The 19602-nt window shown below is 41.5% G+C and carries 15 protein-coding genes and 1 pseudogene; 2 read left to right on the top strand and 14 right to left on the bottom strand.

Annotated features, from left to right (window positions below):
- Window positions 1-7: 7 nt before the first annotated feature.
- Window positions 8-1069: a metal ABC transporter substrate-binding protein gene (locus tag BLP87_RS11690; protein ID WP_074462827.1), complete on the bottom strand. Its 1062-nt coding sequence runs from the start codon at window positions 1067-1069 to the stop codon at window positions 8-10.
- Between the two features lie 85 nt (window positions 1070-1154).
- The gene (locus BLP87_RS11685; RefSeq protein ID WP_074462826.1) at window positions 1155-1478 is read right to left on the bottom strand and encodes a hypothetical protein; all 324 of its coding nucleotides are present in this window, start codon (window positions 1476-1478) and stop codon (window positions 1155-1157) included.
- 590 nt (window positions 1479-2068) lie between these two features.
- Between BLP87_RS11685 and cobI the strand changes: the two genes are divergently transcribed.
- Window positions 2069-2725 (top strand): precorrin-2 C(20)-methyltransferase, encoded by a 657-nt coding sequence (cobI, locus tag BLP87_RS11680; RefSeq protein WP_074462852.1) that lies wholly within the window; start codon window positions 2069-2071, stop codon window positions 2723-2725.
- A gap of 64 nt (window positions 2726-2789) precedes the next feature.
- Here the strand turns inward: cobI and BLP87_RS11675 are convergent, their stop codons facing one another.
- The 12 genes and pseudogenes from BLP87_RS11675 to BLP87_RS11630 all read right to left on the bottom strand — a co-directional run bounded on the left by BLP87_RS11675 (window position 2790) and on the right by BLP87_RS11630 (window position 18722).
- Window positions 2790-3848, bottom strand: coding sequence for a GTP-binding protein (locus BLP87_RS11675; protein WP_074462825.1), 1059 nt, complete (start codon window positions 3846-3848; stop codon window positions 2790-2792).
- 158 nt (window positions 3849-4006) lie between these two features.
- Window positions 4007-5071: an NAD(P)-dependent alcohol dehydrogenase gene (locus BLP87_RS11670; RefSeq protein WP_074462851.1), complete on the bottom strand. Its 1065-nt coding sequence runs from the start codon at window positions 5069-5071 to the stop codon at window positions 4007-4009.
- A 209-nt stretch (window positions 5072-5280) separates the two neighbouring features.
- The gene (locus BLP87_RS11665; protein WP_176756644.1) at window positions 5281-5805 is read right to left on the bottom strand and encodes a hypothetical protein; all 525 of its coding nucleotides are present in this window, start codon (window positions 5803-5805) and stop codon (window positions 5281-5283) included.
- A gap of 88 nt (window positions 5806-5893) precedes the next feature.
- On the bottom strand, window positions 5894-6916 hold the full coding sequence (locus tag BLP87_RS11660) for an acyltransferase family protein (RefSeq protein WP_074462823.1): 1023 nt from the start codon (window positions 6914-6916) through the stop codon (window positions 5894-5896).
- 115 nt (window positions 6917-7031) lie between these two features.
- On the bottom strand, window positions 7032-9416 hold the full coding sequence (locus tag BLP87_RS11655; protein ID WP_074462822.1) for an HD-GYP domain-containing protein: 2385 nt from the start codon (window positions 9414-9416) through the stop codon (window positions 7032-7034).
- 18 nt (window positions 9417-9434) lie between these two features.
- Window positions 9435-10208, bottom strand: a complete 774-nt coding sequence (locus BLP87_RS11650; protein WP_074462821.1) for a response regulator — start codon at window positions 10206-10208, stop codon at window positions 9435-9437.
- 9 nt (window positions 10209-10217) lie between these two features.
- Window positions 10218-13265 carry a hybrid sensor histidine kinase/response regulator gene (locus BLP87_RS11645; RefSeq protein WP_420314846.1) on the bottom strand — a complete coding sequence of 1016 codons (3048 nt, stop codon included), beginning with the start codon at window positions 13263-13265 and terminating at the stop codon, window positions 10218-10220.
- A 14-nt stretch (window positions 13266-13279) separates the two neighbouring features.
- Window positions 13280-13363, bottom strand: a complete 84-nt coding sequence (locus BLP87_RS16605; protein ID WP_420314845.1) for a PTPA-CTERM sorting domain-containing protein — start codon at window positions 13361-13363, stop codon at window positions 13280-13282.
- Window positions 13364-14066: 703 nt separating this feature from the next.
- Window positions 14067-14225: pseudogene (locus BLP87_RS16600) on the bottom strand (two-component regulator propeller domain-containing protein); the annotation flags it as partial.
- A gap of 234 nt (window positions 14226-14459) precedes the next feature.
- Complete coding sequence (locus tag BLP87_RS11640) at window positions 14460-16595, bottom strand: HD-GYP domain-containing protein (RefSeq protein ID WP_074462820.1); 2136 nt, start codon at window positions 16593-16595, stop codon at window positions 14460-14462.
- 259 nt (window positions 16596-16854) lie between these two features.
- On the bottom strand, window positions 16855-18018 hold the full coding sequence (locus BLP87_RS11635; RefSeq protein ID WP_074462819.1) for a sensor histidine kinase: 1164 nt from the start codon (window positions 18016-18018) through the stop codon (window positions 16855-16857).
- The gene (locus tag BLP87_RS11630) at window positions 18018-18722 is read right to left on the bottom strand and encodes a response regulator transcription factor (protein WP_074462818.1); all 705 of its coding nucleotides are present in this window, start codon (window positions 18720-18722) and stop codon (window positions 18018-18020) included. Before BLP87_RS11630 ends, BLP87_RS11635 begins: the two co-directional genes overlap by 1 nt.
- A gap of 160 nt (window positions 18723-18882) precedes the next feature.
- Between BLP87_RS11630 and BLP87_RS11625 the strand changes: the two genes are divergently transcribed.
- Entirely contained in the window at window positions 18883-19602 is a 720-nt protein-coding gene (locus BLP87_RS11625; protein WP_074462817.1) for an ABC transporter ATP-binding protein, read from the top strand.

Genomic DNA, 19602 nt, shown 5'->3' with positions numbered 1-19602 from the left:
TCCTGCCTTATTTGAGCGCTTCCTTAAGCACTTCAAGATTTCCTTCCATTACAGAAATATAAGTTACTCCCTTTGCCACATCATCGGAAGTTGTCGACTGCAAAGAATCCATTGTAAGGATGTTCTGGTTTTTTTTAGCTGTACTCTGCTTTACAGTATCGGCAATCTTCTTATCCTTGCCTTCGATGGTAAGGATTGAGCCAAGTCCGAGTTCGTCCACTTTCTTTGAAAGGAATGTTATTGTTTCAAAACTTGCTTCAGTCTCTGCTGAGCAACCTACAAATGCTGCATAATAATCAAGTCCGTAATCATCAACAAGGTAACGGAACGGGAAACGGTCTGCAAAAAGAATTGTCTTTTTGCTGCCTGACTTAACCGCATTCTCGTATTCTGCGTCAAGAGCTTCAAGCTTTGCGATGTAGTCATTTGTATTCTTCTCGTAAACATCTTTGTTGGCTTCATCGACAGAAACCATTCCGTCTTTTAAAGCACTGCAAAGTTTTTCCGCATTCTTAAGTGAAAGCCATACGTGCTCGTCGTATTCTACTTCTTCGCCTTCCTCATGTTCTTCGCCCTCTTCATGTTCGTCCTCGGCCTCCATGCCTTCAACGACCTCTTCTTCCTTGATATCATCGCCAAGTACGTCAAGAAGATTGATAACTACCATATCCTTATTTGTTGCTTCCTTAAGTGCATCATCTACCCATTCATCTGACTCTCCGCCAACATATACAAACATATCGCAGTTTGAGATCTTAGCGATATCTTCTGCTGTAGGCTGGTAGCTGTGAAGATCCACACCACTGTCAAGAAGCATTGTTATCTCTGCATTTGCGGGATTCTCTCCTGCAATATTCTTAACCCAGTCATACTCAGGGAAAATAGTTGTCACAATGCTGATATCACTGTCTCCTGCTGCCTCAGATACCGCTTCCGAAGCGTTTCCTGCAGACGATCCTGCAGATGATGTTCCTGCGGCTGATGCATCCTGTGCATTTCCATTTCCGCATGCGCAAATAATGCTGCTTGCCATTACGGCTGCAACCAATACTGAAATATATTTCTTCATAATATTCCTCTTTCTTATTCATTATTTATTCTTGGATAAAAAAAGATCTTGTAGCAGCATACAGCGCTACATAAAAGAGGCTGCTTCAATTATCGAGACGTACCTTGAAGCTTACAAGTGTAGGGTGAGAAATATTCTCATTTCCTTTAGGCAAAATAATCGAGACGATCATTACCGCAACTACACTTATAGCGAGATGTATAATACCTGTAGAAATCTGATTAAGGAACCGCTCACACCTTGCAATATTGTGACATATGGGACACTCCGCGCCATGACACTCATGGTGCTGTTCCTTAACTATATATATTGTAGAAAAGAGCATGGTAAAACTGAGTGCTACCGCTACAAATACCGCTATCACTCTGCGCAAATTATTTTGTTTCTCAGCTGCGCCATTATAATTCATGCTACTTCTCCTAAAACTTCCTCAAGTTTAGTTCATTGTTTGCAAAAATGTCAAGCCGTATGGCCGGGGGAAGTTTCAGGCGGAGGTTGTGCCTTTTTATTACTATATATTTACGCTTAATCATTGCAAATATATGGGAGTGACTTATATTTTAATTATAGACAGCAAAATGACTATTTTATTTAGGCCACAGATAAAAAAGTGATTTATGCCAGTGTTATCTGTGAATTTTCGCCTTTTTTCCTATAATTTGCCATGATTTCACAGATAAATTAAGCCCTCATGCTGCTATTATCTGTGTTTCAACGCATTTCATGCCATAAAATCACAGATAAACCGTTTCTTTTCACAAATCTTATCTGTGTCAAATTTTGAAGTAGTCTCGTAGAGTGAAGTAGCAGTAGTCCGCTGATAGGCTTACCCGGTATTTGATTAAGGAGAAGAACAATGTCATATACAATGACACATATATTGTTGGTGCGACTGCTCCGGATGAAGTGCATGCGAGCCCTAGTGTAGTTGTTTTTGAATGATTATAATATCAAAGGGTAATGTAGTAGGAGACACTGATATAGATAATGGGAGGAATCATGAGCGGAATATTGTACGCAGTCGGAGTAGGTCCCGGAGATCCGGAGCTGCTCACGCTTAAAGCGGTTAAGATAATGGAAAAAGCTGAAGTTATAGCATGTCCTTCAAAGAATAATAAGCCGGGAGTCGCTTATGCTATAGCGGCGCAAGCGTGTCCTTTCTTAACTTCTAAGGAGATACTTTCTCTTAATTTCCCGATGAATAAAGAGAATCTGTCAGATGCGCATAAGAGTGCCGCAGAAACTATCATTGCAGAATTGGCAACAGGAAAAGATGTTGCTTTCCTGACTTTGGGAGATCCCTGTTTATATTCAACTTTTTCATATATTTCCGAGATGGTAAAAAAAGCCGGTTATGAAACTCAAGTTATAAACGGAATTCCTTCCTTTTGTGCCGCAGCCGCCAAAACAGGCCTGTCTATTGCAGAAGGCGACGATGCTGTACTCATAACATCCGGCGAATACAAGCCATTTGACGGCACTTTGATAATAATGAAAGCCGGAAGCAAGCTTAAAGAACTTAAGTCTCAGATACAAAGCTGCGAAAAAACTGCATATCTTATCGAAAACTGCGGAATGCAGGATGAAAAAATCTATTCCGGATTGGATGCAATTCCTGATAAATCCGGATATTTTTCAATCTTGATCGTAAAATAAACGTAGAGTGAAATTTTAAATTCGTAGAGTGACATGATTAAAAAAATTTCTATGATTTAAATGTTCATCTAACCCCTCTTATCTTTGTATAGCCCTCTTCTTGGGCTTTTGCCACATTTCGCTTCGATATCTTTTTGTTTAGCTTATACCCGCCAGCATTAAGAAGCAATTTTTCCCGATCTATGCTTGGGCCGATAAATACTGATTGGAAGGGTTCTTCTCCTCCTGTGATAACATAAGAATTATCGGCTATATCAAAGCGGAGCGCTTCATCGCAAACTTTTACAACGCCTTTGGCACGGGCTATATCGCCGTAGCTCTTACTTAGAAGGTCTTCACAAAAAACAGCAAGTGCACCGACAGAATTAAATTCCATAAGATCAAATGTCATCTGTTCAAAAGCAGGCTGAGCAATGTTATCCCCATTGTCTGCTCCGAAACCATAACCATTATCATCTGCCAATCCGGCCCCATAACCGTTACCACCGGCAACACCATGGCAGATTCCGCCGACAACTACATGCGCTTCCTCGTCCGACATAACCTCAGTCCACCAGTCCTCGCTCTTACCGTCCTGATAGGATTCTGTAATCTTCGCGCCGGGATTGATCTCTCTTATCTTCTCCTTGACTTCCTCCAGCTCATCGGCGCTCATTCCCTCTGTCTTGGAAAAAATAACATGTCCCGCATTTGCGATCTGATCTTCCATAAGATTCCCGTACTCACGAATATTTGCAAAAAAAGACTTCGCAGCCACTATTACAATAGGACTTACGGGAATAATCTTCTCATAACGGACTTTCTCAAGTCCCGCAAGAATACTGCTTAGTTTTGCAACACCCGACGGTTCTACGATCAGATACTCGGGTGCGATTCCCGTTGATACAGTAAGGATTGAGTATAAAAAAGAATCCTTCTTGCTACAGCAAACGCATCCCTCCATAAACTCCAGAACCTGCATGTCCTTATTATCTGCAGAAGCCGATATTTCGCGGCTGTCCAGATTTATATCTCCAAATTCATTTTCCAATACCGCGGTGTAGCGCTTAGTATGTTTCAATAATTCTTTTATAAATGTAGTTTTTCCGGCTCCCAAAAAACCTGTCACTATCAGTACTCTCATATGATCATCGCCGATATTTTGGCGTATTCTCCTTCTTAATACATGGATAGCAAGAGCAGTCGCAAATTTTTAAAAAATCTGCGACTGCCATTTATTACTTTCAATTCAAACCCACTTTTAAAATATCATTCATCCGCACATTTCTGTGACTCTATTTATCATTCTTTTACCAGCTTTACAACAGGTTTGATAAGGTCTGCCGGCTTATCTTTCATAAGCTGCAATGCTTCGGGAATGTGATCCCATCCTTCAAATATATGTGTTGCAAGCGGGCTTACATCGAGTCTTCCTGAAGATACCAATGCCCCTAGTTTCTCCATACGAAGTCTTCCACCCGGCATAAGTCCTCCACGGATCTGCTTGTGTCCCATTCCAACACCCCAGTCGGTTCTGGGAATGCTGATATAATCGCCGCTTCCGAGATAGTTAACGTTACCGATAAGTCCACCCGGCTTAACCGATTTAACTGCCGATTCGAAAGTATCAACATTACCGCCCGCGATTACTACTCTGTCTACACCTTTTCCTGATGTAAGTTCCATAACCTGATCTTCGATCGATCCGTTTTTATAATTGATAAAGTCGGTTGCCCCGTACTTCTTGGCTGCTTCCACACATTTAGGACGTGTACCTACCGCAATGATCCTTGACGCACCTCGTAGTGACGCCCCGGCTACACTCATAAGTCCGACAGGTCCGATACCGATAACAAGAACCGTGTCACCAAACTGAACATCAGCAAGCTCTACCCCATGGAATCCTGTTGGAACCATGTCTGAAAGCATGCACGCATCTACTATATTGATGTTTTCAGGCAAATGTGCAAGGTTTCCGTCCGCGTCATTAACGTGGAAAAACTCTGAATCCAAACCATCTTTAAAGTTGGAGAACTTCCATCCTGCAAGCATTCCGCCTGAGTGCATGGAAAATCCGGCCTGAGCCTCAAGCGAACTCCAATCGGGTGTGATAGCGGGCACCAGAACTCTGTCACCGGGCTTAAAGTCCTTAACAAGTTCACCTACTTCCACAACTTCCGCACAACCTTCATGTCCAAGGATCATGTTATGACGATCACCAACAGCACCTTCCCATACTGTATGTACATCTGAAGTACATATTGCAATGGCAAGCGGTTTGCAGATTGCATCGAGCGGTCCACACTTCGGAACGTCTTTTGTAATCCATCCGACCTCACCGATCTTAAGCATTGCAAATCCCTTCATTGTCTTCTGCTCCATAAGATGTTCTCCTCCTTATTTAATTATGCTAAATTTAGTGTTGATACCATCTTATATGAAAAATGCATAAAACGTCAATTATTAATCGCATTTTTATGTGCATTTTTCCGCATTTTATAAAGACACACGCAAAAAAGGGAAGCTCTTTTCACAAAGCTTCCCTAGAATCCTTTATGTATTTACAACTTATTGCATCATTTGTTAAGTGCTGCATCCAACACTTCAACGACACTCCTGTATTTCTTATTCGCCTTATCTCTGCCAAATCCTGCATTATGTCCGCCTGCAAGATGCTTTATCATATCCGTCTTAATCTCGATATAGCTGCTGCCTGAATCTGCCGCCTGCTCGGGATCGGACACTTCGGCGGGTAAGTAAATAAACTCCGTCTCATTTACTATGCTCTGAAGCTTCTCCCAATCCTGCTCGGTTATCTGCTGCCTTTCACTTGAAAAACCGCCTTCAGGCAATTTCCCTTCAAAGAGCTCCTTGATCTCAAGATTCTCAGTCTCTTTTATCATATAATGTATCACCGAGCAATCCGATGACACTACGTACATATCGATATCCTGTCCGTCCACGGGGCATACAACATAGCTGACCTTGCTTAGATACAGGTCTTCCGCACCACCGCTTTGGCATCCCGCAAACAAAAATACACAAGCTACCGATATAAGAAGCATGGTAATGATATACTTCTTTTTTTCTGTCCTAAACATAATTACACCCTTTCCTTTAACCAATAAGCCGGCTCCCCTACCGTTATTCGCTTATCTTACTATTCTGAACTCCCATATATTTCGGCAATTATGTGACCATTCTGTATAGTTTTATTTTTCTCAAAAAATATTTTGCCAATATGTATAACGGCACACAAATAAAGAAAAACGCAATAATAAACGATAATACAAATACAAGTTCCTTAGGCATAGGTATCTTTTTTATTACAAACAAAAGAAGCATATGACCCACGTATATATCCAAAGTATAGCTTCCCATCCGATACAGTATATCAAAAAATCTGAATTTGGCAATTACACAGCTGACAAAATAAATCGTCGCCATTCCCGTAAGTCCGCACGCCCAGACAGAGAGCTCAATTCCAAGCGTATTAAGCGAAAACGGCATATCGTCAAAGCCATAGACAAGATCTGTTGAATATACTCCGAAAGACAACACAGTAGCTGCTATCCATCCAACGAGGCAAAAGAGAAAAATCACGCCACGCTTGACCTGCTTAACCTCGCCTATCTTCGAAAGCACATCATATTCGCTGCATATATATCCCAAAAGCAAGAACCCGTACAGCCATTTTATTTTCCACATACAGAAAATTGTAGTGGTACAAAAGACAATCAAAAGTGCCCATACAACCAAATTTATAACCACTCTGAGCGCCTTTTTATCCACAACTTTGTGGATAAGTATAAAAAGCATATGTGCAAAAAAGAGCTGGATGAAAAACCACACGCTTCTTGCATATATAAAGACCTGTACGGCGTCATCCAAAAGAGCTCCTATATCCATGCCCTTTCCCGCTATCAAAACTACAGCGTTTGCCGAAAATGCAACGCAAGACCACACAATATACGGAATGACCAATCGGAAAAATTTCTTTTTCACAAGCTCTTTTTCCGAATATTTCTTAAGTTCCTTATAAAGAAAAAAGCCGCTTACAAAGTAGAAAATCGGCATATGCACAAAGCTGATAAATCCCGAAAATACTCCTACTGTATTTGAAGCCACATGACCACAGACAACCATGACGATCGCTATAGTCTTGTATATATCTATTTCTTTTAATCTGTTTGTTTGAATCTGTTCTTTCATTGGTACTTCTTGTCACATGTTGTTATATTTCAATATCCAAGTAATTTTATCATCCTGACCTCTCTTGTTCATCTAAATTTTTATGAACATTCTGTCAAATAATGTGCATATCCTGTCATTTCATAATACGAATATCCGTAATTGCGACTTCATCTCCCGTAAGCGCCACGTAAACTTCTTTATATTCATCATGGAAAGTGGTCGTATTTTCTATTGAGATGCCAAGATTCTCAGTTACTGTTGTGATCTTATTTCCATGTCTTTCAAATAGCACATAGCAGTCTATGCCTTCTTTTGTCGTCTCTTTCCACTTATCCCATCCCTTGAAATCGTCTTTTTTCTTCATAAATACCTTGTTTTCCGCAACTTCATCATCACCCGACACTTCGCCGTTTATCTTTATCATTGCGTATTCGAGATATCCTTCGCCGCCGATTTTTCCATCCGCCGAGTAAAAGAGTACTATATACGGACAATGCCACACAAGATTGGCTGACGGAAGACTCATGGAATGGAAGTAAAGTCTTACTTCATCTTCAAGCTCGATTCCCTCCGTTGATACAGACCTGGTTCTGTCAATCTGAATATTCGGAAGATCCGACTCGATACGATCCGTATATCTTATGATATCCGAAATTCGCTCTATATCGCCCTCGCCAACCTTTTTGTCAGTCTCGACAACGGATATATTTTTGATATAGCAGTTTTCACCGGTAAGACCGAGATATGCTTCTTTGGTATTATCGGGAAGGGAGATGATTGCCTTCACCTTGTGATTCTTGTGCTTCATCTCAAGCGATATGTGATCGTCATATTTTGCCATGACTATCTCATACTGCCCTTTTTTCTTATCCTTCTTTATAACCTTTCTCTTTTTCTTCCTTTCCGGAATCTCGACAGTCTCAATTTTCATGTTTCTGGCTACCGTGGAAACATAATGTCCGTCCGGCCAGATTTCTCCGTACTCAATATATCTGTATGCATTTATTGCTTTTATACTCCTATGAAAACGCTTGTCATAGGAATCAAACAAAACAATTGAAGGCGACGAGTACTCACCCTCCTTCAGTTCAAGCATGTCGCAGTCAAAATATATCTTTTTAACAACATCGGTTATGTGAACTCCAAGCGTAACCTGCTCTTTGTATGCCTTGCAGGTAATCTCCGATTCCATAACCCTGTCATCTTTTTTGCTCGAGTTTTCTCTATCCATTATATGGAGCATTATCTTTGAATAGACAGGATCGAACTGCGTTCCCGACATCTCGACAAATTCCTGCCTTACCATGATATAAGGAAGCGGTTCGCGATATCTTCTGTTGGAAGTCATGGAGACATACGCATCCGCAACAGCAATGATTCTTGCAATATCAGGTATTTCCTCGCCCTTCAGTCCTTCGGGATAACCGCTTCCGTCATACCTTTCATTGCTGTAAAGAACTCCGTCTCTAAGAGATGGATATTCCTTAATATCAGATAAGATCTCTCCGCTTATTATCGGCTTTCTCTTAAGTATCTTTTGCTCTTCCTCAGTAAGGTTGTTCTGCTTCTCGATAATATTATCCGGGATACCGACCATACCGATATCATGAAGAAGTGCGGCATAATACACAGCTTCACACTTCTGCTCCTCCATGCCCGAGCGCATGGCGATCTCTTTGGCAAGATCGGCGACTCTCTTGGAATGTCCCTGTGCATATTCGTCTTTATTTTCTATTGCCTTTACAAGAGCTGATGTTGTCTGCTCAAACAGGCGCTTCATGCGCTGCTCGCCGTCTTTCAGCTCGCCCACTTCAATCTTGTGCGACCGTATGACTGCCCGATTTACATCGATGTAGCTAAATACATACAAGAATATCGCAACCATGACCATAAAGATATCAACAATAGATATCCCAAACGCAAATATCTGAATAATTCCCGCTATAACAGGTGTAAAGATGCAGAGCACGATAGAAACGCGTGCCAATCTGCTTATAGCCTTTTGAAACTCCATTATAACCGTGAACTGTATAAGCGGGCACATCACAGGCATAATATAACACAGCAAAAACAGTGATCCTCTGTTATATATATTTCTTTCATCAATGTAATAGATCCATCCGGTAAAATGCGCGATTACTACAAAAATTATCTGTACAATCGCCGCAACATTCACAAATCTAAGTCTTTTGAGCATAGTTTTTTGATTTGCCTCAACCCTCAGCAGATCGACTATGTAAAGATTCAGTCCCAATATAACCACCGGAGTCATCGCAAATACAAGGAAATTACTGAGCCTGACCATAATATATCCCGTCATTGTCGTATTCCCGGAATAGATATACGACAAACGATCAAAGAAAATAAGAATTGCCGCAGATGACTCTACAGTAAAGATTATCACTCTTCTTTTTTTATCCAGGAACTGCGTAAAAAACAGCAAAAATGCAAATGCCATACACGCAGAGGAAAGTCCCAGCATAATATCCAATTGATAAGTCTCTATAAACTCAAACATTTCCACCTGCTCCTTGTACTATACTCCATGCAGAACAAAAAACTCTTTAAGCTTTTCCAAAAGATCCTCTTTCTTTATATTCTTCAAAAAATATCCCTCAGGCCTTAGCTCGACAACAGCCATCACACTTTCCTTATCGCTTTTTCCCGTAAGGAAAATGACGGGTATGGAAGACGTCTCCGGATCGCTCCTTAGCATCTCCAGAACCTGCGGCCCGCTTGTTACCGGCATCTCATGATCGAGGAGTATCAGATCGACTTTGCTTTTTCCAAGATACTTGATGGCTTGAAGCCCCGAATTAGCCATGAATACTCTGTATGTATCTTTCAGCCACTGCCTTACAAGAGAAAGATACTGAGGATCGTCATCCACGATAAGTATGCTCTTTCTGTACTCTCCCGATTCGGTTTTATCAAAATAATCCCTTATTGCCTTAATGAATTCATCATTGTTGACCGGTCTTGAAAACGTCTTATACAAAAGATCGCCGCTCAAATGCTTTGATGTATTGTTAAGGTCTATCTGCTCGCCTATAAGGATCAGTTTGCTTCCGTTCTCTTCCATGGTATCGGTCAAAAAATGCAGTGCATCTTCTCTGGGATTCACCTCTTCATCCATGTAGAGAATATATAGCGGTATGTCATCTCCCGAAGCATTAAGTGCATCAACGGTGAACGGGACAAAGTTGCATTCAAGCCCCAAAGCCTGCACCTTCTCGATGATGGCTCGCAGAATAAATGTCTCTTTTTCTCCGGTGAATATGATTTTTTTGCCTGATAAAATTTTTCCCATTTTGCTCCTTTATTTAGTAGCATTGATCAGTTTTTCCATTCCGTCCCAATCAAACAGCTTGAACAACCTGCTAAGCTCTTTAAAGAACTCAGCATCCTTATCGGGAAGTGAATACTTCATTATACTTTCCAAAATCATTTCAACAGAATCATAGTCCATCTGAGGTATCAGATCGGCCAGCGCTCCGTATGCATCTTTCAGCTCCGCCTCGGGAACCGGCTCTTTCGAAGCATCTGTAACAGTTGTCTCCTTTATTCTTCCAAGTTTTTCCTTGAAAGATACATACTCATTCATGAGCTTTTCTTTATTACCGTCTATATAGACAATATCATTGTTATTGCCGGCCTCTTCCATCTTTTCCGCAAGTCCCGCAAGTCCGAGCGCTCCTATGATCCTCGCGGAGCTCTTAAGAGCATGGACCTTGATCGTAAACAGCCTTATATTTCCTTCTTCATACGCATCATTTATTATTCTTGAATTCTCATCGATCGTATCCAGGAAAAGATCCAGTCCGAAAAGATAACTCGATATTCCTCCCGAATTCTTTATTCCTTCCTGAACCGAAATACCTTCTACTTCATATATCCAAAGCATCTCGGCCGGAAGTTCCGTAAGTTCCTCAGTCTGATCCACACTCTCCGATTTCTCCATCTTGTTCTCGGCGATGTGCTTCATAAGAGTGCTTTCCAAAGTCTCTATATCAACCGGTTTTGCAAGATATCCGTTAAATCCCTTCGACTTATAAAATTCCTCACCCGAGACCGAATTCGCAGTAAGTGCATATACCGGAAGATCGGGCTTTATCTCCCTGATCTTAGCAAGCGTCTCTATTCCGTCAAGCCCCGGCATCATGTGATCCAAAAGAACCACATCAAAATCGCCGTCTTTTACCTTATCTATGGCATCCGCACCGCTTTCGGAAGTTGTCACAAATACCTTGGTTGCTTTCAAAAGACCTTTTATAACACTAAGGTTCATAGGATTATCATCAACAACCAGCACATCTGCATCAGGCGCGATAAACTTAGGAACGTAAGGACCACTTGCCTTGCTTTGATCATGCTCGATAAATATGCCAAGCGGTGTGGCGTCTACGATCTTCTGCGATAATATGAAGATAAACTCAGAGCCTTCTCCATATATGCTGTCGCAAAAGATATTTCCCCCCATAAGCTCCGCAAACTTTCTTGAAATATCAAGTCCAAGGCCGGTACCTTGTATACCGCTGTTTTGTTCTTCATCAAGTCTTTCATATGCGGTAAAGAGCCTGTCCATATCTTCCTTTTTTATTCCCATTCCCGTATCTTTTACCGAAATGCGGATAACCGCCTCTTTATCATTGCGCTCTTCCATCGACACATTCAGCGAAAAGCCTCCGACCGAAGTATATTTAACGGCATTGGTAAGGAGATTAAGCACAACCTGCTTAATCTTTTCCGCATCTCCGTACATTCTCTTAGGAAGAATCTCATCAATGACCACATCAAAGCTTAGCGCTTTTTCCGTAGCCTTGATCCTTATCATCGATACAATAGATCTAAATAGCTCCTGCGTATCATATTCGCGCTCGACAAGATGCATTTTTCCCGACTCTATCTTGGATATGTCAAGAAGGTCATTAATAAGACCAAGCAGCGATTCCGATGCATTTCTTATATCAAAAGCATAGTTCATGACCGACATAAAATAACCTTTTGGTACATTTGTCGGATCTTCTCGCATTATCATTTCATTCATTCCCATGATTGTATTGATAGGTGTCCTGATCTCATGGGATATATTGGCAAGGAATCTTGACTTTGCCGTATTCGCGCTCTCTGCCTCTTCCTTTGACTTTTTTATCTCTTCATACTGAGTCCTAATTACGGTAAGCCTCATTACCTGCCATACGATAAAACCTGCCAATGATGCCACAAGTATTACAAGTATGAGCCTTATTACCACCAGTTCAAAAAGCCTCGGAGCCTTTCTTATGCTGAACACCTCATCCTGAATGACCTCCCCTCCTCCGCTGCTTAATATCTGAATATGAAATTTATAGTTTCCATACGGAAGTCCTGTATATTCAAGTGCGGACAGTTTACTTCTTGAAGTAATAACTCCTCCATCGGGGCCGTCTTCAAGATACAGGCGCACATCGGGATTCATCATGGAATAATCCATTACCGATGCCGTTATCTGCACACGTCCGTCCGAAGCAGGTATCTGATAAACTCCTTCTTCGTCCTGCTCAACTTTCACGTTGTCACAATATATGGACTTTACATCCATCAATACTTCAAGATCGCCGCTGTAGTACTTGTTTATATTTACTTTGGTCACTCCGTTTCTTCCGGCCATGTAAAGATTGCCGTACTGATCCTTATATCCGAAAGAATTGCTTGTTATCGCATACGGAAGTCCGTTGGCTAATGTGTATATCTTATAATCGGATATGGCATCTTTTTCCATATCATCTGCATTTACCACATAAACACCGTAAGATGACAATATCCATGCATTATCATTGTCATCAAAGTACATGTCGTAATTGTTGTTATAAGGGAAAGATGTAATCTGTGTGACCAGACCGTTTTTCATATATTCAATGGAATTGGAAGTAACGATCCAGGATATATCTCTCTTTTCATCTTTTATGATCCTCATGACAACATCACTCGTCAGACCGTTGTTTCTGCCGATTTTTTTGATATCATCATCTTCGATCGCATAAATTCCGTCTCCGTCAGTACCTGCAAGAATCGCGCCTTCATCTGTTTCCGTCACTGTCAAAAAAACTGTGTTCTTGATACCGGCATCGGCACCTACCGTACGAACAATCTCGAAATCTTTTATAACGGCAAGTCCCCCGTTCGTACCTACAAGCAAACTTCCATCTTTTCCGACAGTCACACACCTTATCTGATTGCTTGGCATCCCGTCATATGAAGTAAATGAAATTATCTCGCCATCCGGCTTATAGCATACAAGTCCGAGGTCATGCGTATATGTGGAAACCCAAACATTTCCGTCATTATCCTCTGTGACACACCTGACTCTTGCATCTCCTATATACACAGACAGCTCATTTTCTATCGGAACGTTGTCTTTTCCAATGATATCAAGACCTGTCTCAGTGCCGATATAAACATCCCCGTTATGAAGGGCAACAGCATTGGTCACTCCGGTAAACATTCCCGCAGCGTGTGTAATGTCGATGAAATTATTGGCAACAACTTTCATGACACCAAGCGTTGATGAAGCCACCCAGAGGTTACCCTGATAATCGGCCGTTACCATCTCGATTCCACTGTCAAAAGGTACATTGGTAAGTTCTTTAAACGTATAGTCCGTGTCAATGTAACCTATCATACTTGTAGATGACACCCAGACTCTGTTGCAGTCATAATTGAGCCAATGCACATTACTAAGCGGATCCAGCGATATCCTGTCCAGATTATTGATTGAATCACCGAATTTTCCATAATATAAAACGTTTCCCTCAGTTCCGTAATATACTTTTCCTTTGTCATACGGATCGACGAGGATTGTCGTTATCTTTTCAAGCCCGAGGTCTATGCTTTCATACAATTCAGTAATCTCACAATCATCTATCGCAAAAACTATACCGTTTGAAGTCTGTCCGTATATTCTTCCGTCAGAGTCCTTATCCAGCTTAAGGATACGCTCTTCAGTTATTCTTTCATCCTGAAGAACGCGAAGCGTATCGGTCTGATCGACATAGCATAATCCTGCGGTTGTTCCGATAAAAATATTCCCATTGTCATCTTCTTCAAAAATTCTGACGGATGATGACGTAAGGCCTTCTTTATATGAAAAATACATGCTGTCTGCCCCGTCAAGCACCACTACACCGTTATCGTTTGTTCCAACCCAGATTCTTCCCCTGCTGTCTTCAAAAAAAGCTCTTGAACTGGTAAGGTAAGAAGGCTCATCGATCCTGTCAAAAGTCGAACCGTCATAGCGAACAACTCCACTATAGCCGCCAATCCATATATATCCGTCACTTGCACCCATGAGAAACATTGCATCGGAAGTCGGAAGCCCATTCGATGCATCATATATTTCATAAGAATATGAGATGTCCGGAATCTGTCCGGTTACCGCATATCCTCCGCCATAGTAAGAATGTGTGCCGACTACCGTGTCATACTTGGCATATACGCTTATATGCATCAGTATCATCATGCAGCCTGCCACTATAGCCATGAATGCAATTTTTTTGAATCCATTCTTCACAGGCAACCTCCATCAAACCTTCTGATTATACTTATTAAGGATTACCTTTATCTCAGGAAGTGCATCCATAAATACCTCTACACACTTGGGATCAAACTGAGTTCCCGCACCCTCGCTTATGATAGCCAGAGCTTCATCCAGCGGAAATGCCTCCTTATAAACACGCGGTGAAGAGAGCGCATCAAAAACATCTGCAACGGCCATGATCCTTGCAGAAAGTGGTATAACTTCTCCGTGAAGTCCTTCGGGATAGCCTTTTCCATCCCAGCGTTCATGGTGGTATGCAGCCATATTCCTTGCCTCTTTTAGGTATACCTCACCTTTTACAGTATTTATTGCCTTCTCGATAATCTCTCTTCCGGCCGTTGTGTGAGTCTTCATTATTTCGAACTCTTCAGGCGTAAGCTTACCGGGTTTATTGAGGATCTTATCGGATATGTTGATCTTACCGACATCGTGAAGCGGTGCGCTTCTTACAACATCGGACTTAAACTTTGCACTGATCTTTTCGGGATAATATCCTTTCTTTTCAAGCCCCTCGACAATGATCTTTACATATTCGGAAGTTTTCTGAACATGCGCGCCGGTATCGGAATCCCTGTTCTCTACAAGGTCTGCCATTGTGATAATTAGTCCGTCCTGCATCTTCAGCGTTGCCTCGGAAAATCTTCTTACACTTCGAATCTTCTCCGTCTGATTTAGCGCCATGTCACAAATTATCCTGTACATCTTCTCAATCTCATCTCCGGTCTGAATATCAATTGCTCTCATCTGTCTTACAGCTTCATCGAGTTCAACCTGATCGTCCCCTGCCTTGATAAAATTCTCAACGCTCTTCTCTATGCTGTTTATCGGATATACCATACCCATTCCGGTACTCCACAAACCAAACGCGATTATCAGGATAAAAAAAGATGTCATTATGAACAACACGCGCAACATAAAATCACGCATGTAGTCTGAAACAAACGCAAGCGACGTTTCCGCTGCCGCATATCCCATGCAGATTCCGTTTTTGTCAATTATTGGATAATATGCAGCTATAAACCAACCTGAAACGGATGAAATTTCAACAGGCGCGACCACTTCTCCTTTAAACAGCGATCCGACATACGGTTGCATATTCTCATCAAATTTCTCTTTTTCTCCCGGGATATGTTTTTTGACACCTTCGGGAACTATATCAAATACGATATACCAACCGTCACTGCTGAGCTGATTTATATAAATACGATCTACTCCGGTGATTCCTTCTTTGATCCTTCTAAGTGCGCTCTCAGTCTCACCGTACGCATCCGCATATATTCCTTTGGCAATACATTCGTCTATGATATTGGGATCGACGACTTCGGATGCAAATTTTGCCGCATTCAGCGCAATTTCTGCCTTCTCCACTTTTGCGTTTTTAAAGTATAATGTTATACCAACGATTCCCATTATTGCGGTAAGTGCAAATGAACACCCAAGAAGCATCACTGTAATCCTGATCCTCAGAGAGTTTAAAGAGGACAAACTAAGTGAACCTATTCTTTTTACTTCATTTATCGATAACGGTTTCTGCTTCCATCCGCTGTTTCTTATATTTATGCATGTTCTTTTGGGAATAAAATGCACCAAAAGAAGCGCCGCAAAAATTGATACGCCCTTATCCAGAATATTCAGCAAAAGATTGATAATAAAATAGGACCAGAAGTCTCCGACTCCAAATTGTATTGTAAAAGCCTCAACCAAGGCATCGATTGACTGAGTCTGCGGCCTTCCCATGGCTCCCCACTGAATAACCGCACCGAGGGCACCGCTTCCTATTCCGACCACAAATACAAATATGAGTATTTTTTTTATATGATCAAACTTTTTTTCTCTGTTAAACCACGCCGTATAGATTGCTACAAGTGCGCTTATAAATCCGAAATAAATTGCTTCTTTGTTGAATATGGTGCTGGCCGCATTTGTCAGTACCGCAGTCACTATTCCGGGGAAAATTCCTCCGATCAGCGATACAAACATAGTTCCGACAGTATCAAGATAAACCGGAAGACCGTACATGCGGGTAAAAAATGACATCACCACATTCATTAGAATTCCGCAAAAAACGGTAAACACACTTAGTAATCTATTATGACCTGTTTTTTGTAAAGTAATCTTCAACCCCTATACCTCCAAAAAACGCAAAATGCCAAAAGATGGAACAAATGTCATACATTCTCCATCTCTTGGCATATCATAAACATATATAGAAAATCGCAAGATTCGACCTTGGAAAAAAAGCATAATTTCGTCACCCTAAAAAAATGCAACATAAAAAAACGAAATAATCAAGTTTTCGTAAATATTTTAGCACGTTTTGGGCATCAGCACGAATCGTTGTAATATTCTTTATCGTTATTTAATATTTTATAGCAGTTGTTTACAATTCTATCTCACACCTAAAATACTCATGTTCCTTCGCAGAAAACCGCACAGCGAAGCCATATTTTCTCGCAACCTGCTTCACAACGCGGATTCCAAGGCCGTGTTCGGGAAGGTAGGCATTCTTTATTCTTTTGTTAAATGCCTTGATCTTCTGCTCCGATGCGCCATGCCCGTTGTCACATACAACAAGTTTAGTTTTAGTTTTAGAGTTATCCTTGCCGCCGGCGGATAGCGCAACCTTTATCTCGCATCCTTTTTCATTATGAACGATAGAGTTGGTAATGAGGTTCTCGATCATACGCCTGATCAGCATAACATCCGCCTGAATACTGTAGTTTTCGAGCGGCTCATCCACTTGCAGGTCAAAAGAGTAATCCTCATAAGTATTTATATAATCGCACAATATATCCCTAAGAAGCGATGTGAGATTTATCTTTTCATTACTCCACTTGCCGGTTCCCGACTCCAGCTTGTTCTCGGTGTTAAGATTCCCTATCAGGTCTCTTATCTTGAAACATTGCTTTTCCTCAACGCTGCCTTTTTCCACAGAACTCATAACTATGCTGAGCGGAGTCCTTATATCATGCGAAACTCCGGCAATCCACTCTGTCCTTGCTTTCTCTCTTGCAAGCATCCACTTACGCGTTATCAGAATCGGCAACAACAGCAGGATAAGCATATTTGCAACAAACATATATGGACCGAATCTTATCAAGCTCTCCATGGTCTCCATATTTGCTTCCACAACATACTTCCATATACTTCCCTTGGGATGGCCGACCACAAGAATTCCATCGTCCCGCGCCCAGTTATACACAGGATAATCATTCAGATACCAATGTGAAAAAGAAGCCACCTCTTTTATCCCATAAGATTCGGGAATCTCCGCCGGTTTATTATAATTCCAGATAACGCTCCCCGATTCATCGATTATCATGGCAAAAGAATCTGTCCTGTCCAAACGGTCATACACGGATTGATCCACATTGTATTTACCGCCTTCATTAACGATCTTCTCAGATATTTTTTCTATGTGATATGTATCAAGATATTCTTTCTGTTTTTGCACACATATAAAGAACATGACCAGAATGTCTATCACGATAAGCGACACAAGAACCAGCATCATGGAAAAGATGTATCCGGATAATTTTTTCATTACTTTCTTCCTCTTATGTTAAGCCTGTATCCAAGTCCGCGGACTGTCTGCAAATACTCGGGAGTCGACGGATTCTCCTCAATTTTTTCCCTAAGTCTTCTGACATGGACTATCAATGAATTCTCAAGGCCATAGCTTCCGTCCGGCCAAAGCGTGTCCATCAGCACATTCAGCGACACAATCTTCCCCCGGTTATCATATAGTTTGGAAAAGAGCTGAAACTCTTTTGCGGTCAGCTCCGTCTCACCGTCAGGTCTTATCACGATTCCCGATGAAAGATCCACTCTTACCGCCCCAAGGTCGACAACTTTGTTCTCCGTCAGGTGATAAGTCCTTCGCAAAATTGCTTTTATCCTAAGAAGCAGCTCCTCAGGCGTATAAGGCTTTGTCACGTAATCGTCCGCACCAAGTCCCAATCCCTTTAATCTGCTTGTTTCCTCATCCCTTGCAGAAAGAAAGATCACAGGAATATTAAGTCCTCTTTTTTTCCACTGCTCATAGAGCATAAGGCCGCTGATATCCGGCATCATTATGTCAAGCACGACCAGATCGACCTGATTTTTCCCTATAATTTCATCTGCTTCTTTTCCGGTTGAAGCGCGCAATATATTTTTAAATCCGTCCTCTGACAGGAGTCTTTCATTAATCTCCGATATTTGCTTCTCATCGTCCACGAGAAGGATGCTGCAATCTGTTAAAACCATAGTCTTTCCCTCTTTTTCTTTTCAATAATCAGTATACACACATATCTTTCGCAATGAAATAACCGCACCCCATGCGTAAGGTAATCGTAATGTAGCTGTCATGTTCAGGTAATCTTGCCTTTTTATACTGTACTTATCAACAATATGCGGAGGATAAATCATGAAGAAATATATAATCGAAACTTACGATCTATGCAAAAAGGGAGGACGCAGATTCAGAGTAAAAGACGTAAATCTGGCGATTCCAAAAGGATGTATATACGGGTTTCTTGGGCCCAACGGCGCGGGTAAGACCACCACAATGAAGCTCCTTCTGGGGCTCATACAGCCGGACGGCGGGAACATCGAAGTCCTTGGTCAAAAGATGTCTCCAAAGAGCAGGTTTGATATAAATATGCGTACCGGAAGTCTCATAGAAAGTCCCGGATTCTACGGACATCTCACCGGTCAGGAAAATCTTGAGATAATCGCAAGGTACAAAAAACTCGGCGCAGATGACATCAAAGAAGCGCTTAACACAGTCAGTCTCTTTGACAGAAAAGATGACAAGGTAAAAAACTATTCTCTCGGAATGAAACAGAGGCTTGGAATCGCGATGGCTCTTATGGGAAAGCCCGAGCTGATCATCCTTGATGAGCCGACAAACGGCCTTGATCCTGCGGGCATAAATGAGATTAGAAATCTGATAATGAGCATTCCCGAAAAGTATGGTTCAACTGTCATCATCTCAAGTCACCTTCTCTCTGAAGTTGAACAGATTGCCGACTATGTGGGAATTATAAATAAAGGAAAGATAATCTATCAGGGACTATTATCTGAACTGGAAATCGGAGACGCTTCTCTTGAAGAAATTTTCCTCGAAATGACAAAAGGAGCTTAA

The organism is Butyrivibrio hungatei (assembly GCF_900101605.1).
Taxonomy (GTDB): Bacteria; Bacillota; Clostridia; order Lachnospirales; family Lachnospiraceae; genus Butyrivibrio; species Butyrivibrio hungatei_B.
Note: the sequence above shows the minus strand (reverse complement) of the source record. Positions and strands in the feature narration are given on the sequence as shown.

What these genes read in the sequence shown, in the direction of transcription:
- BLP87_RS11690 (WP_074462827.1), bottom strand. Translation starts at nt 1,069, where the DNA reads ATGAAGAAATATATTTCAGTATTGGTTGCAGCCGTAATGGCAAGCAGC.
- BLP87_RS11685 (WP_074462826.1), bottom strand. Translation starts at nt 1,478, where the DNA reads ATGAATTATAATGGCGCAGCTGAGAAACAAAATAATTTGCGCAGAGTG.
- cobI (WP_074462852.1), top strand. Translation starts at nt 2,069, where the DNA reads ATGAGCGGAATATTGTACGCAGTCGGAGTAGGTCCCGGAGATCCGGAG.
- BLP87_RS11675 (WP_074462825.1), bottom strand. Translation starts at nt 3,848, where the DNA reads ATGAGAGTACTGATAGTGACAGGTTTTTTGGGAGCCGGAAAAACTACA.
- BLP87_RS11670 (WP_074462851.1), bottom strand. Translation starts at nt 5,071, where the DNA reads ATGAAGGGATTTGCAATGCTTAAGATCGGTGAGGTCGGATGGATTACA.
- BLP87_RS11665 (WP_176756644.1), bottom strand. Translation starts at nt 5,805, where the DNA reads ATGTTTAGGACAGAAAAAAAGAAGTATATCATTACCATGCTTCTTATA.
- BLP87_RS11660 (WP_074462823.1), bottom strand. Translation starts at nt 6,916, where the DNA reads ATGAAAGAACAGATTCAAACAAACAGATTAAAAGAAATAGATATATAC.
- BLP87_RS11655 (WP_074462822.1), bottom strand. Translation starts at nt 9,416, where the DNA reads ATGTTTGAGTTTATAGAGACTTATCAATTGGATATTATGCTGGGACTT.
- BLP87_RS11650 (WP_074462821.1), bottom strand. Translation starts at nt 10,208, where the DNA reads ATGGGAAAAATTTTATCAGGCAAAAAAATCATATTCACCGGAGAAAAA.
- BLP87_RS16605 (WP_420314845.1), bottom strand. Translation starts at nt 13,363, where the DNA reads ATGCTGTTGCCCTTCATAACGGGGATGTTTATATCGGCACTGAGACAG.
- BLP87_RS11635 (WP_074462819.1), bottom strand. Translation starts at nt 18,018, where the DNA reads ATGAAAAAATTATCCGGATACATCTTTTCCATGATGCTGGTTCTTGTG.
- BLP87_RS11630 (WP_074462818.1), bottom strand. Translation starts at nt 18,722, where the DNA reads ATGGTTTTAACAGATTGCAGCATCCTTCTCGTGGACGATGAGAAGCAA.
- BLP87_RS11625 (WP_074462817.1), top strand. Translation starts at nt 18,883, where the DNA reads ATGAAGAAATATATAATCGAAACTTACGATCTATGCAAAAAGGGAGGA.